14 protein-coding genes are annotated in these 13,084 nt (G+C 64.0%); 7 read left to right on the top strand and 7 right to left on the bottom strand.

Going from position 1 to position 13,084, the window contains the following annotated elements:
- Window positions 1-744: 744 nt before the first annotated feature.
- Window positions 745-1,131 (bottom strand): response regulator transcription factor, encoded by a 387-nt coding sequence (locus tag VMJ11_RS23805; protein WP_325622373.1) that lies wholly within the window; start codon window positions 1,129-1,131, stop codon window positions 745-747.
- A gap of 691 nt (window positions 1,132-1,822) precedes the next feature.
- On the opposite strand from VMJ11_RS23805, the gene VMJ11_RS23800 reads away from it, so the two are divergent.
- The 6 genes from VMJ11_RS23800 to VMJ11_RS23775 all read left to right on the top strand — a co-directional run bounded on the left by VMJ11_RS23800 (window position 1,823) and on the right by VMJ11_RS23775 (window position 6,435).
- A complete protein-coding gene (locus VMJ11_RS23800; RefSeq protein ID WP_325622371.1) occupies window positions 1,823-2,122 on the top strand; it encodes a hypothetical protein in 300 nt (99 codons plus the stop codon).
- Window positions 2,123-2,169: 47 nt separating this feature from the next.
- Window positions 2,170-3,030 carry a DUF2092 domain-containing protein gene (locus VMJ11_RS23795; RefSeq protein ID WP_325622369.1) on the top strand — a complete coding sequence of 287 codons (861 nt, stop codon included), beginning with the start codon at window positions 2,170-2,172 and terminating at the stop codon, window positions 3,028-3,030.
- Window positions 3,031-3,041: 11 nt separating this feature from the next.
- Complete coding sequence (locus VMJ11_RS23790; RefSeq protein ID WP_325622367.1) at window positions 3,042-3,959, top strand: hypothetical protein; 918 nt, start codon at window positions 3,042-3,044, stop codon at window positions 3,957-3,959.
- Between the two features lie 154 nt (window positions 3,960-4,113).
- Window positions 4,114-4,875, top strand: coding sequence for a hypothetical protein (locus tag VMJ11_RS23785; protein WP_325622365.1), 762 nt, complete (start codon window positions 4,114-4,116; stop codon window positions 4,873-4,875).
- 127 nt (window positions 4,876-5,002) lie between these two features.
- The gene (locus VMJ11_RS23780; protein WP_325622363.1) at window positions 5,003-5,629 is read left to right on the top strand and encodes a hypothetical protein; all 627 of its coding nucleotides are present in this window, start codon (window positions 5,003-5,005) and stop codon (window positions 5,627-5,629) included.
- Window positions 5,630-5,883: 254 nt separating this feature from the next.
- The gene (locus VMJ11_RS23775; protein ID WP_325622361.1) at window positions 5,884-6,435 is read left to right on the top strand and encodes a DUF3313 domain-containing protein; all 552 of its coding nucleotides are present in this window, start codon (window positions 5,884-5,886) and stop codon (window positions 6,433-6,435) included.
- 209 nt (window positions 6,436-6,644) lie between these two features.
- On the opposite strand, the gene VMJ11_RS23770 is transcribed toward VMJ11_RS23775, so the two are convergent.
- Complete coding sequence (locus VMJ11_RS23770) at window positions 6,645-6,911, bottom strand: hypothetical protein (RefSeq protein ID WP_325622359.1); 267 nt, start codon at window positions 6,909-6,911, stop codon at window positions 6,645-6,647.
- Between the two features lie 105 nt (window positions 6,912-7,016).
- Between VMJ11_RS23770 and VMJ11_RS23765 the strand changes: the two genes are divergently transcribed.
- Complete coding sequence (locus VMJ11_RS23765; protein ID WP_325622357.1) at window positions 7,017-7,163, top strand: hypothetical protein; 147 nt, start codon at window positions 7,017-7,019, stop codon at window positions 7,161-7,163.
- A 312-nt stretch (window positions 7,164-7,475) separates the two neighbouring features.
- On the opposite strand, the gene VMJ11_RS23760 is transcribed toward VMJ11_RS23765, so the two are convergent.
- From VMJ11_RS23760 to VMJ11_RS23740, 5 genes are all read right to left on the bottom strand, one after another.
- Window positions 7,476-7,766 (bottom strand): hypothetical protein, encoded by a 291-nt coding sequence (locus VMJ11_RS23760; RefSeq protein ID WP_325622355.1) that lies wholly within the window; start codon window positions 7,764-7,766, stop codon window positions 7,476-7,478.
- A gap of 73 nt (window positions 7,767-7,839) precedes the next feature.
- A complete protein-coding gene (locus tag VMJ11_RS23755) occupies window positions 7,840-8,955 on the bottom strand; it encodes a malate/lactate/ureidoglycolate dehydrogenase (protein WP_325622353.1) in 1,116 nt (371 codons plus the stop codon).
- Window positions 8,956-9,008: 53 nt separating this feature from the next.
- Complete coding sequence (locus VMJ11_RS23750; protein WP_325622351.1) at window positions 9,009-10,286, bottom strand: MFS transporter; 1,278 nt, start codon at window positions 10,284-10,286, stop codon at window positions 9,009-9,011.
- A gap of 51 nt (window positions 10,287-10,337) precedes the next feature.
- Window positions 10,338-11,894, bottom strand: coding sequence for an altronate dehydratase family protein (locus VMJ11_RS23745; RefSeq protein ID WP_325622349.1), 1,557 nt, complete (start codon window positions 11,892-11,894; stop codon window positions 10,338-10,340).
- On the bottom strand, window positions 11,891-12,811 hold the full coding sequence (locus tag VMJ11_RS23740) for an SMP-30/gluconolactonase/LRE family protein (RefSeq protein ID WP_325622347.1): 921 nt from the start codon (window positions 12,809-12,811) through the stop codon (window positions 11,891-11,893). Before VMJ11_RS23740 ends, VMJ11_RS23745 begins: the two co-directional genes overlap by 4 nt.
- Between the last annotated feature and the right edge of the window lie 273 nt (window positions 12,812-13,084).

Here is a 13,084-nt window from a genome sequence, read left to right as displayed (position 1 = left end):
ACTGGCAGGACGCTGCGACACAGCGCATATCCCGCGAACAGTCGACGCGTGCAAGCAAACGGGCCGCTCATGCTAGACCTCCCGCAGTGAGCCGGGTCCATGCCGGACATGCGGCCGCCGCCTTCGAGGCGCGCGTTGCACATGGAACGAACCATCGATCGGGCTACCGCCATTCTATTCATGACTTATTCCTCCGCATGACCACGATGCCCGTGCCGCTCATGCAAACCCGTCATGGCGCGCTCGACTGTCGCGATCAGGCGCTGCGTATCCCGGTTGAATCTCCGGCCTTCTGCTGCTCGTGCGTCGGCTTGCGGCGCCAATGCGCCTGCACCGGCTGCCGGTCCGCGGACCCCGCTTCTCGTGCTCGGGTTCTGCGGAATCGTCCTCCCTCATCCCGTTATTTCGTTATACAAATTAATTCTTCAGTTCGCCACGGTGAGTGCTGCACCGGCTCCGCAAGAAGATTTCGATTCCCTCGATCTCGTCGTTCAAGTCAGCCGGTCACACAGCCGGCACCAGCAACCGCGCCGACGTTCGCACCCGTTTCCCGATCGTTCAGCGCCAAGGGGGCTCGAACGCGCGAACAGGGTTGAACAAGACGCCGCCCCCACTTGCCAGCCAACGGTGAAATAGGGGCCACATGAGCATCACGACCGCTTTCGGTCAAGTGTCGTCGCCGCGCCGGGAATGCACAATGAGACTTTGGTCCCATATTCATGCGCGCACACCTCGACCGGGATCTCATGGGCCGGACGTCTTGCCGAGCGCCGCCTGCACCATACTGAACAGGACCGAATCGTCGAAGGGCTTGCACAGATACCCGACTGCCGACGACGTGAGCGCCTTCTGGCGCGTGTCTTCGTCGTCGTGAGCGGTGACGAAGATCACGGGGATGCCGCTGCCGTCCAGGCGCTCGAGCACGTCGAGGCCATTCATTCCCGGCATCTGGATGTCGAGGATCACGCAGTCCGGCCGCCGCCCTTGCTGCGATGCCAGCGTGTCGAGGAACGCCTCGCCGCTCAGGTACGTGTCCGCGTCGATTCCAAAGGAACGCAGCAGACGCTTGATCGCCCGACCGACCGATTCGTCGTCGTCGACAACCGCTACGTATGCATTTCGCTTGGCCATGAGAAAGTCTCGACGCGGCGGCCGGTCCAATGGCCGCCATCCTCCGGACTCGGCCTTTCTGGCCCGAATCGAGGCGGCTACGGAACCTGGGTCCAGTCAGATCGCGCGCAATGCTGGTGCATGGTGTCGACTGCGCTTGCAAGCTTTCAGCGGAATACGAAGCCGCATGGTCGCCATGATTACTTGCGCTCAAGTGTTGTCGCGGCCAGGACAAAGCACAATGAGACCTTGGTCCCATACTCACGCATGCGCCAATCGGCGCTTCAGGCAGCGAGCGCGATGCCGAACACAATCGATGCCGCCCTGAACGTGACCGGACTTTCCAGGCATTTGCGGCAGACACCATGGCGCTGCCGGCGCAATCTTCATACGTGTGCTAACGCCCTTCGCGCAGCTGATGCCCCACCAACGGCGACGCAGCCATCGAACTCGTGACGCACTCCAGTAAATTGTGCGGCGCGTGCACTCGCCTCGTGCGGCCGCGCACGAACACCACAGAACGGCTGCGGCCCACATATAGGACCAAGGTCCACTATCGAATTTGCTTTGGATTCCGTACGCTTTGCTCGTAGTTGCGCTTGCTCGAGCGTTTCTCAAAGCATCATTCAGCCAACGGGCGACGGTTGGTGTTCGCGATACTCGCCTGCCTCATCCTCGCCCGCCGCTGTCGATGACGAACCGGGAGTCGACCATGAACAGTCGCGTGCTATGGGCTTTGACGGCATCGGCGACGTTGCTCGCCAACACCGCATACGCCCAGCAATACCCAATGCTGGACGCCGTCGCGAACCGGCTCGTGCAGAAGTACCAGAATTCGAGCTGCGAGCAGCTATGGCAGGAACGCGCGCAGAAGCAGGGGCGCCCCAGGCCTCAGGCCGAGGAAAACGCGATACAGGTGATGCATAACGACCCGCAGGTGCGCGCTGCGTTCATCGACCGGGTGGCCGCACCGATCGCAAACAAGATGTTCGAGTGCGGGATGATCCCCTGAGCGTCGCCTGCCCAGTGGTCGCGCCTGGCCCGCTCAAGGAGGCTGCGATGACATGCCGGAAATTCGTGTCGTATGTGATGTTTGCCATGCTGGGCGTCTGCGTTGCAGCAAGCGCCGGCACGACGCAGACAAACGCGGCCCGGAACGCTTCACGGTCCCAGCAAGCCAGCGCGCCCGATTTCCAGCCCGGGCTGGACCCGCGCGCACTCGACATCTTGAAGGCCGCGAGCGCTCGCCTTGCTGCTGCGAAGACGATGACGTTCACAGCCATCGTGTCCTACGAAAATCCGAGCCGTCTTGGGCCACCCCTCATTTACTCGACCAAATCGGAAGTGACGATGCAGCGGCCCGACAAGCTGCGCGTGATCACGCTCGGCGACGGGCCGCGCTCGGAGTTCTATTACGACGGCAAGACGATGACCGCGTTCGCGCCGGCAGAGAAGCTGTTCTCCGTGGCTGACGCGCCGCCCACGATCGATGCCGCGCTTCAGAAGGCGTACGACTTGAGCGAGATTTATTTTCCGTTCACAGACGTGATCGTCGCGGATCCGTACAAGGACATCGCCGACCAGTTGAAGATCGCGTTCTATATCGGCCAGTCGAATGTGGTCGGCGACACGACGACGGACATGATCGCATACGTTACAGGCGACGTATTCGTGCAGGCCTGGATTGGCACGGAAGACAAGCTGCCGCGCCGAATCTATGCGGTCTACCTGAACGATCCCGCCCGCCTGCGCCATGTGCTGGCGCTGTCGAACTGGACACTGGATTCGCCCGTGGCCGCCGATGCGTTCCAGCCGGCCAATCTGGCCGGCGCGGCGCGCATTGCGTTCGAGCGCCCCGATGCGTACAACGCGCGCGATCTTGTTCCGCCACCGAATGTTGCACATTCGGCCCCCCACTGACGAGGCACATCGTGAAGACAGCTGTTGTGCGGGTTGTCGGCATCCTGATCCCGGCGCTAGGCTCGGGACTCGCCGGCGCGTGGGAGCATGCGGGAGGCTGGTCGCGTGCGGACGCAGGTGGCGAGATGGGCGCGCGCACGGCGCAAACGGCGCCGATGACCCGCAGCGGCGCATATGGCGGCAGCGCAACGCACACGCCTGGACAGGGCACCACCGCCACCAATCGCTATGGCGACACCGCTACCCACACACAGGGATCGGGGCAAACGAGCTACAGCAACCCATATGGCGGCAGCGCGACGCATACGTATGGCCAGGGCACCACGGCTTCGAACCGCTACGGCGACACGGCGAGCCACACGGCGGGTTCCGGCCAGACCACCTACTCGAATTCGGCCGGCGGCACCGCGACCCATACCTACGGTCAGGGCACGACCGTCAACGCAGCCAACGGCGGCACAGCCACGCACGCGACGGGCTCCGGCTATACGACCTACACGAATGCGTCGGGGGCCACCTCGTACCACAGCAACTACTACGGCGCCACTTATGCGGCCTACCATCCGCCGACCACGGTCAACGTCTACGGCTCCGGCTGCTACAACTGCGGCGGCTGGTCCACTGCGGGCGCCGCAGCCGCGGGCGTAGCGGTCGGCGCCGCCGCCGGGGCCGCGATCGCTTCGGCCAACACGCAGGCAGCCGCTGCGAATGCCTACAACTCGGGCTACCAGGGGGGCGCCGCCACGGCGGCGCCGCCCGTGCCTCCCCCAAGCGCGAGCTACGCAATGGGTGCGATCTACGCGACGCTGCCTGCCGGCTGCAGTACGCCAGCAGTACAAGGCGGCACCTACTACCTGTGCGGGAATACCTGGTTCAAGCCGTCCTACGGTGCGAACGGCGTCTATTACCGCGTGGTGCCGACGCCTTGAGACGACGCCTGAACCCGGCACGCGCCGAGGACGCCTGCCGCGAGACAAACGCGCCCCGACTGGGCCGGTTACGCGCTCGCGCAGCCTGCAACGCACGGAACGACGAACACAATGAAATCCATGGTGTTGGCGCTCCCGGACGGAGAACCGAACGATGCATCATCTGGGCGTTTCGTTGATCGTATTTGCCTGTGTCTTTTGCAGCGCCGTGCTGGGCATGTATTTGCACGGCCGGCTGCCGGACCACCATCTCAACGACGAGTCGATGGGTGTCGTCAAGCTCACGATCGGCCTCATCGCCACGTTGGCCGCGCTCGTGCTGGGCCTGCTGATTTCCTCGGCGAAGAGTTCGTTCGACACGGTCAACGGCGAGGTGACACGCGACGCCGCCAACGTCATCCTGCTCGATCGCATACTAGCCCAATACGGCCCGCAAACGGACGACTTGCGCGTACTGCTGAAGCAAAGCGTCGCACGGGGCGTACAGATCATCTCGTCAAACGACCGGGCGCAGATCGCCAGCCTGCATACACTCGACGCCTACAAACGCGGTGAAACCTTCCAGCGCAAATTGCAGGAGCTCACCCCGCAGAACGACATGCAGCGGCGGTTGCAAGCACGCGCAGCCGAGATGGCCGACGAGATCTTCGCTTTGCGCGAACTCGGGCTGCTTCAAGCGACCGGCACCACGCCGATACCGCTTCTCGTGACCCTCGTGCTCTGGTTGTGCATCATCTTCTGCGCGTTTGGCCTGTTCACGTTCCCCAATGCGACGGTGACTATCGCGCTGTTCCTGGGTGCACTCTCGACGTCGATCGCGATCTACATGATCCTCGAAATGAACACGCCACTTGACGGCCTGGTGAGGGTTTCCCTTGGCCCGATGCGAGAGGCGCTCACGGTGCTCGGGCAATAACCGCGGTCACCCGCAATCGAGGTGCGCGGGCGTGCTGCCCTCACCGCGCACAGGCTCAATGAACCGCTCGGGCTTCGAACCGCTGGCGTGGCGTATGCGCCGTACCAATAGCATCAAGGAGACTTCGATGCGCTTCCGACCGAATACAGGCGTTTGCGTCGCGCGCTGCCTGACGCTCTTCGTTACGATTGCGTCGCTGTCGGGCGCGTGGGTGCGCGAGTGCCGCGCGCAGGAACCGGCATCCCCGGCGAGCGAGCAAGCCGTGCCGAGCGGCGCCTCAGTCGATACGGAAAGCGGCACCATCACCCTGATCGACAAGAAGAACGCGATCATCGTCGTGGCCGTGCCGCTCCACGACGACCTGAGCTTCGATGCGAAAGCGCACCGCGAAGTGCTCGACTCCATCAAGGTTGGCGACAAGCTCACGGCAAGCTATCTGGAGCCGTACGTCACCGAACTGTCGCCCGCCAACGGCGCGGCGCTCACACACCTGGCACACACCGTGAAGGTGACGCAGTATTCGCCGGGCGCCAACGAGGAAGGCTTCCACGCGCTGCGGGTTTTCAGCGGCGTGGCGGAGGTCACCGGCGTCGACCGCAAGCTCAATCTCCTTACCTTCGAAGACAAGTCCGGCACCGCCCATTCCGTTCGGGTCAGTCGCCCCGATCTCCTGAAGGTGATGCAGTCGCTGGCGCGACACAGCCGCGTGCGCATCGCGTACGAATCCGAGACGACGGTCGTCATCTCTCGTTAGAACCAGGACCGGGAATAAAAAACGAAATGGAATTTTCGGACATAAGCCGATTGCACGCCGATGCGATCGGCCAGCCCCGGTTCATAAGCATAGCGAACTAACAAGAAGGATGCCGGACGCAAGACAATCTGTTCCGGAATTACCGCAATTGCGGCAACAGCGCTGCTCGCTGCCGGATGTGCGAGTAACAACACGCCGTCGCAAACGGAGCTCCGGCTTTCTGGGCGACTACTCCAATCTTCAGCAGACCCAGGATGCCAACGGGGAAACGTTCCTTCGACACGTCAATCCCAGACTCACCCCCCGCGAATTACAACGCGTTCATTGTCGAACCGATCGTGACGTATCCGAGAGCCGAGCCGACGGATCAGCTTAGTCAGGCAACGATCGATCAGAGACGCAGCTACGGCACCACGTGCCTGAGGCAGGCGATTGCATCAAGAGCGAAGGTCGTGAATGCACCCGGCCCGGGCGTGGTCAAGCTGCAGGTGGCCATAACCGGGGTGGCCAGTACTGCTGAGGGGCTCAAGCCGTATCAGGTCGTCCCGATGGCGTTCGTTGCGACGATGGCGGTCGATACGGTGGCAGGCGCGCCGCAGCAGGCGAAACTGCTCGTGGAGGCAATGGCTACGGACAGCGTTTCCGGGGAGGTCTTGTCAAAGGTCGTGCGCACGCATACAGGCGAGCGTTTGCAGCGGGTTGCATCGAACATGCCCGTGATTACGTTTGAGTCGGTCAAACCGATCATGGACGACTGGTGCGACTCCGTTTCCAAATCGATATCGCAATACGTGAGGCCCCGGTAGAAAGACTTGATGCTGAACTGAGGGCGCATTGGCCAGCTTTGGAAAGGAACGCGGCCACTCCGGCGCAGTGCGTGCGGGCGTTGGCGAATGCGTGCCCATGCGCACCCTGCGGTTCGCGCCGCTGCCGGCGCGGCGGCGGCGCGAACCGTGCAGCCGTGCGAGGGGGCGCCGCTGTCGTTCGGCAGATAACGGACGCGGCCCGCCGAGGCTCAGAAGCCGTGCTTCGCGCTGATGGCCGCACCGGTGTCGTGCGTGTGCGTCAACGGAAGGTGAGCGTCGGCCGAAAAGTCCCAATCGCCCATGGTGACGAGAGGAGGCGTCTGCGGATGGAGGGCCTGATACGGCACCCCTGCGCTATCCACTTGCGCTCCCGGCGTTCGCGGGCCGTTGGGCGCACCCTCGCGTGGGTCGTCGTCGCCCTGCAGGACGCCAGGCGTCATGCCCGTGGTGCTCGCCAGATGAGCGCCGTACTCCATTTCAAACGGCGACTGGTACTTGTACCGCTTCGAGACTGAGGGCAAGGCATCTGGCGGCGGGGGTGGGGGTGGCTCTGGAGCCGCGCTAACCACGCGGCTCTGGACATGACTTACACGACTCTGGGCGTGAGTCTGCACGTGCTTCTCTACGTGAGTCTGCACGTGACTCTCTACGTGCTTCCGGGCAGGCTTCGCCTTCGCGGGCTCGCCTGCTGCGGCGGTCGCGAGCGCCAGGAGAAGAACACCGAGTAGGCATCCCCCGAACGGATGTTTCATGGAACGTGAATCTGCAATTGGATACCCGGTAACGCATCGTGCGGCGCACTACAGCCGCACCTGGAGGGAGTCTAGATCAATGACAGGTATGACCAATCGGGATATTCCCTCGTCTTTTCCGGCTCCGCTTCCAAAACGCATTGGCGCCTTTGAAAACGCAATGGCGCCTTTGCGACTTTCAGCTTTCGCGTAATTTCCGCCGCAATCCCGGCGGCCGCACGGCTAGACCGCGGCGGAAAAAGCGATCCCCAATTCCCGCTGACCTGACGGTGCACACACCACCCGATTTCATGACGTCTTTTTCGCAGGTAAAGGCTGATCGAGACCCGGCTCGGCAGGCGTGGGCACAGCATCGCCAAGCGGTCGGGAAATCTCGCCCGAAGGCGCTTTCGCTGAGTCGTCCGGCCGCTCCCCCGGTTTCTCCGATGGCGCTTCGTGATGCGTCTTCGGTGGCAGCGGCTGGTCGAGGCCCGGTTCGGTGGGTATCGGCAACGCGTCCCCAATTGGCCTCGGGTGGTCGCCATGACGCGGGTCCGCCGTGTCGTCGGGCGGTTCGCGGTTCTCGGGCTGGTCGTTCATCACGTGGATCTCCCTTGGTAATTCGGATGATCCAACTACGCGCACGGAACGTGCCAACCCCTCGGCCGCGAGTCTAGCGGCCGCTGCCGCAAGCGGAGATTGCCGTCTCCGAAACGCCCACCGCCCGCGCCGCATCGACGATCTGGGCCCAGCTCGTCGCATCCACCGGAATGCCGTGCTCCCCGCGCGTGCGCCGCGTCGCGATCTCGCGTTCACCGGGCAGCAGCACCTCGTCGACGCCCGGCTCGCGGCGCGTCGCCTTCATCCACTCGACGAACGCTTGCGCCTCGCTCTCTTGCGATGGCGCGTCAAACGCAGCCGGATCGACGATCACCGACATCATGCAATTGACGATCGCATGACTCGTGACGATGGTTTGCGCGTGCGTCGTGAAGCCGCCCGTGAGTGCGCCCGCAAGTATCTCGCACATCGCCGCGAGCCCCGAGCCCTTGTGGCCCGCAATCGCGCCGCCAAAGGCACGCAGCGCGCCGTGCTGAGCGCCGTCGAACAGCGCGCCGGGGTCGCGCGTCGGCCGCCCTTCGTGATCGATCAAGGCGCCTTCGGGCACTTCCACGCCTTTGTTGTATGCGACGCGCACTTTGCCTGCGGCAATGGCGCTCGTCGCGAAGTCGAGCACGAGGGGGAAGCGTCCCGCGCGCGGAAACGCCGCGCAAAACGGGTTGGTGCCGAAGCGCCTGTCGATGCCGCCGAACGGCGCGACGAGCGGATCGCCTGCCACGTTGACGAAGTGGAACGAAACGAGCCCGGCGCGTGCGCACTGTTCGGCCCAGTGCCCGATGCGACCAATATGATGGGCATTGCGCAGCCCGAGCGCGCAAACGCCGAGCGATTTCGCGCGTTCAATGCCACGTTCCATCGCCTCGAACGCCACGACCTGCCCGAAACCACGATCGCCTTCGATCGTCAGCACCGCACCCGCATCGCGAACAACCCGCGCATGCGCGTTCAGCTTGAGCTCGCCTTCGCGGCACGACAGTACGTAGCGCGGAATCATGCCCACGCCGTGCGAGTCGTGCCCGGCGAGATTGGCCGCGACGAGGTGATCGGCCACGAGCGTGGCCTCGCGCGCCTCGGCTCCGGCAGCGCGCCAGATGGCGACGACGAATGCGTGCAGCACGTGCGAATCGATGAGGACTTCTGAACCCGGCGATGCGTTGGCTTTCGACATGTTCCGAACCTTGTGCGTGACATTGAAGGCAAGAGATACGCGCGGCGGCGCGCTCAGGTGCGTGGCGCGTAGGCCGATTCATCCATATCGGCCGAATCGGCGCGCGCTCTGAGCGGCTCGACTCGTCCGACTACCACGAGATAGCTCACCGCGCCGAGCACGCAAAAGCCGCCGGCAACGACGAGCGGAATCGTGAACGAGCCGCGCGTAAGTTGAAGCATCACACCGGTGAAGGTAGTGAGCGCGATACCTGCGAGATTCGAGGCGAAATTCTGGATGCCCGCGAGCGAGGCGACGTGTCCCGGGGTGGGCGCAACATCGGCCGGCAGCGACCAGATACTGGCAGCCGCGGCAGCGAGGCTCCCGTAAGCGATCGCGAAAAGCACGAGCATCAAGTAGGTATCCTGAACAACGCTAGTCAGCGTGATCACCGACGAAAGCAGCATGCCGCCGACGATGCACGTCTTGCGCGCGGCAGTGAGGCTCCAGCCCCGGCGCACGAGCGCATCGGAAAGCCACCCGCCAAGCCAGCCGCCCGGAATCGAGGCGATCGCCGGCAATGTGCCGAGCGTGCCGAGTGATTTGAGCGAGAAACCGCGCGCCTCGACGAGATAGCTCGGAAACCACGTAATGAAGAAGTAAATGACGAAGTTCAGGCAGAAGAAGCCGAGCATCATGCCCCACACGGTGCGGTAGCGAAAAAGCGTGCTCCAGCGTATCGTGCTCGCGGCACGAGCGGCGCTGCGCGGCTGCTCGAGCGCGGCCCGCGCGGCCGGTTCGCGATAGATCACGAGCCAGCCGACGATCCACACCAGTCCGAGCACGCCGGTAATCACGAAGGAAGCCTTCCAGCCCCAGGCGGCCATGATTGCTGCGACGAGCGGCAGCGACACGGCCGAGCCCACGCGCGAGCCGCTGTCGAAGATGCTCGTGGCGAGCGCACGTTCATCGCGCGCGAACCACTGGCTGACCAGCTTTGCGCACGACGGATACGCCCCCGCCTCACCCACGCCGAGCATCAGGCGGCAGCCGAACATCGCCGCGAAGCCGCCTGCGGCCGCGGTGGCCGCGGTGAATACCGACCACCAGCCTACGGCGAGCGGCAGTGCGATACGCGCGCCGGCGCGATCGACGAACCAGCCGAATGGCAACTGCATCACGGCGTAGGTCCAGAAGAAGCCGCTCAGCAGCAGGCCCATGGCGGCAGGACCGATGGACAGGTCCTTCATGATATGGGGTGCCGCGACCGCCAGATTCGCTCGGTCGATGTAGTTCACTGCAATGGCAAGAAAGCAGAAGAAAACGACCAGCCAGCGCGATTTTTCCTTCATGAAAAGGACTCCTTCTGAGTTTGACGACGTTTCGTCACCTATCCTGCTGCTCTACATGACGGCTCCCAGGTGCCACGGCACGAATTCGTTCTGGCCGTACCCGTGCCGTTCGCTCTTCGTGCGCTGCCCGGAGGCAGTCGCGAGCATCAACTCGAATATCGCGGCGCCCGCCTCGTCCACGCTTTGCTCGCCGTCCAGAATGCGTCCGCAATTCAGGTCGATGTCCTCTTCCTGGCGGCGCCACAACGCACTGTTCGTGCCGAGCTTCAACGACGGCGACGGCGCGCAACCGTACGCGGAGCCGCGGCCCGTCGTGAAGCAAATCAGATTGGCGCCGCCTGCCACCTGGCCGGTGGCGGACACCGGGTCGTACCCGGGCGTATCCATGAACACGAGCCCCTGCGCACGCACGGGCTGTGCGTATTCGTACGTCTCGACGAGCCGCGTGGTACCACCTTTTGCGACTGCGCCGAGCGACTTCTCGAGAATCGTAGTCAGGCCACCCGCCTTGTTGCCGGCCGACGGGTTGTTGTTCATGCTGGCGTCCATGCGCGCGCAGTACGCCTCCCACCAACGGATGCGCGCCACCAGCTTTTCGCCCACTTCGCGCGACGCCGCGCGCCGCGTCAGCAGATGTTCGGCGCCATAGATCTCGGGCGTTTCGGAGAGAATTGCCGTACCGCCGTGCGCCACCAGCCTGTCCACAGCCGCACCGAGCGCAGGATTCGCGGAAATGCCGGAGTAGCCGTCCGAGCCCCCGCACTGCAGGCCGACCATCAGGTGACGCGCTTCGACGCTCTCGCGCGTCACGCGATTCGCCTCGGCCAGCAGCGCGCGCACTTGTTCGATACCGGCTGCGACCGTGCGAGCGGTGCCGCCGGTTTGCTGGATCGTCATCGTTACGAGGCGCGCGCCGCGTTCGAGATGCTCGGCCTCCACGAGGCCATCGATCTGGTTCGTCTCGCAGCCCAGCCCAACGATCAGCACTGCATAGAAGTTCGGATGCCGCGCATAGCCCGCCAGCGTGCGCCGCAATACCGTAATCGGCTCGCCCTCGGCCGCGAGCGCACATCCCTCGCCGTGCGTGAGAGCGACCACGCCGTCCACGTTGGGGAACGCTTCCAACGCCTGCGGGTTGATGTCACGGCGAAAGTGGTCGGCGATCGCACGCGCGACAGTGGCCGAGCAGTTGACCGAGGTGAGGATGCCAATGTAGTTGCGTGTCGCGACACGGCCGTCTGCACGACGGATGCCGAGAAACGTGGCCGGCAGCGCGGCGGCTGGCGTTTCGTGTGCGTCCACGCCGAACGCGTAGTCGCGTTCGAAATCCCCCATCGAGAGATTGTGCGTATGCACATGTTCGCCACGGCGGATCGGGCGGCTCGCGAAGCCGATGATCTGCCCATAGCGGCGCACCGGTTCGCCCTGCGCGACGTCGCGCAGCGCTGCCTTGTGTCCAGCCGGAATCAAGCCTGCAACCGCATGTTCGCCATCCAGCGGCGAGCCGGGCAGCAGCTGCTCACGTGCAATGGCGACGTCGTCGCGCCTATCGAGCAGAATCAACGCACCGGAAAGCGCCGAAGGCGCAGCCGGATCAAGTGGTCTCATTGCTGGTCTCCATGGGCAACGCCGCGCACGCCAACATAAAGCGAATAGAGCGACGTGCTGGCTGCGATGAAAAGGCGGTTGCGCTTCGGGCCGCCAAACACGAGATTCGCCACCGTCTCCGGCACGACGATCTTGCCGAGGCACGTTCCGTCCGGCGCGTAACAGTGAATCCCGTCGCCCGCGCTCGTCCAGACGTTGCCGTGTTCGTCCACGCGCATGCCGTCGGGCACGCCGGGCGAAATTTCCGCGAATACGCGAGGGTTGTGCAGCTTGCCGTGCGCGTCCACGTCGAACACGCGGATGTGATGCGGGCCGTTCTCCACATGCGAAGCGCCGGAATCGGCCACGTAGAGGCGCGATTCGTCCGGCGAGAACGCAAGGCCGTTGGGCTTCGTGAAATCGTCGGCCACGCGTTGCACCGCGCCCGTTTCCGGCGCGACGCGATAAACGTGGCACGCGCCGATCTCGCTCGTCGCGCGGTAACCCTCGTAGTCGCCGAGAATGCCGTAGTCGGGGTCCGTGAACCAGATCGAGCCGTCCGAATGCACGACGACATCGTTGGGCGAATTCAGGCGCCGCCCTTCGTAGCGCTCGGCAATGACGGTGATGCGCCCGTCGTGCTCCGTGCGCGTGACGCGGCGCGTGCCGTGCTCGCACGTTACGAGACGGCACTCGCGATCGAGCGTGTTGCCATTGCTGAAGTTCGAATTCGCGCGGAACACCCCTGTGCCGATGCCGGGCACCCAACGCATCATCCGGTTGTTTGGGATGTCGCTCCAGACGAGAAAATCGGCCGCCGGAAACCACACCGGACCTTCGGCCCACATGCAGCCACCCGCGAGCTTCTCGAACTGCGCGTTCGGTTGCAGCAGCATGCGAAAGCGTGCATCGTGGATTTCGTATTCGTGCGGGTTCATCGTTTTGCGCTCATACCCCTCATGTTCAGGTCACGGCGTTGCCGTTGGCCGTTCGCCTGGTGTTTGCCTGGTGTTGTACGGCGCGTCCACCTGCAATCTTCGCGAGATTAATCAGGACGCCCTATGCTCTCTTCTAGCCGAACGAGTAAGCAATACGAAATGATTAGAAGGAAGGACTAGATGTGCAGCGCACCAATCAGCGCCTGAGTAGCGCTCGAACAGCGCCTGAACTCAGCCGTTGCCGGCATGGCTGGCTGAAAGCGAGGCCCCGGC

The sequence above is a fragment of the Paraburkholderia sp. genome, from assembly GCF_035501035.1.
Lineage (GTDB): Bacteria > Pseudomonadota > Gammaproteobacteria > Burkholderiales > Burkholderiaceae > Paraburkholderia.
This window is presented reverse-complemented; position numbering and strand designations above follow the sequence as displayed.

Coding starts and splice junctions, on each gene's coding strand:
- VMJ11_RS23795 (WP_325622369.1), top strand. CDS start 2,170: ATGACATGCCGGAAATTCGTGTCGTATGTGATGTTTGCCATGCTGGGC.
- VMJ11_RS23755 (WP_325622353.1), bottom strand. CDS start 8,955: ATGTCGAAAGCCAACGCATCGCCGGGTTCAGAAGTCCTCATCGATTCG.
- VMJ11_RS23780 (WP_325622363.1), top strand. CDS start 5,003: ATGCGCTTCCGACCGAATACAGGCGTTTGCGTCGCGCGCTGCCTGACG.
- VMJ11_RS23740 (WP_325622347.1), bottom strand. CDS start 12,811: ATGAACCCGCACGAATACGAAATCCACGATGCACGCTTTCGCATGCTG.
- VMJ11_RS23800 (WP_325622371.1), top strand. CDS start 1,823: ATGAACAGTCGCGTGCTATGGGCTTTGACGGCATCGGCGACGTTGCTC.
- VMJ11_RS23785 (WP_325622365.1), top strand. CDS start 4,114: ATGCATCATCTGGGCGTTTCGTTGATCGTATTTGCCTGTGTCTTTTGC.
- VMJ11_RS23750 (WP_325622351.1), bottom strand. CDS start 10,286: ATGAAGGAAAAATCGCGCTGGCTGGTCGTTTTCTTCTGCTTTCTTGCC.
- VMJ11_RS23775 (WP_325622361.1), top strand. CDS start 5,884: ATGCCAACGGGGAAACGTTCCTTCGACACGTCAATCCCAGACTCACCC.
- VMJ11_RS23770 (WP_325622359.1), bottom strand. CDS start 6,911: ATGGAGTACGGCGCTCATCTGGCGAGCACCACGGGCATGACGCCTGGC.
- VMJ11_RS23765 (WP_325622357.1), top strand. CDS start 7,017: ATGACTTACACGACTCTGGGCGTGAGTCTGCACGTGCTTCTCTACGTG.
- VMJ11_RS23805 (WP_325622373.1), bottom strand. CDS start 1,131: ATGGCCAAGCGAAATGCATACGTAGCGGTTGTCGACGACGACGAATCG.
- VMJ11_RS23745 (WP_325622349.1), bottom strand. CDS start 11,894: ATGAGACCACTTGATCCGGCTGCGCCTTCGGCGCTTTCCGGTGCGTTG.
- VMJ11_RS23760 (WP_325622355.1), bottom strand. CDS start 7,766: ATGAACGACCAGCCCGAGAACCGCGAACCGCCCGACGACACGGCGGAC.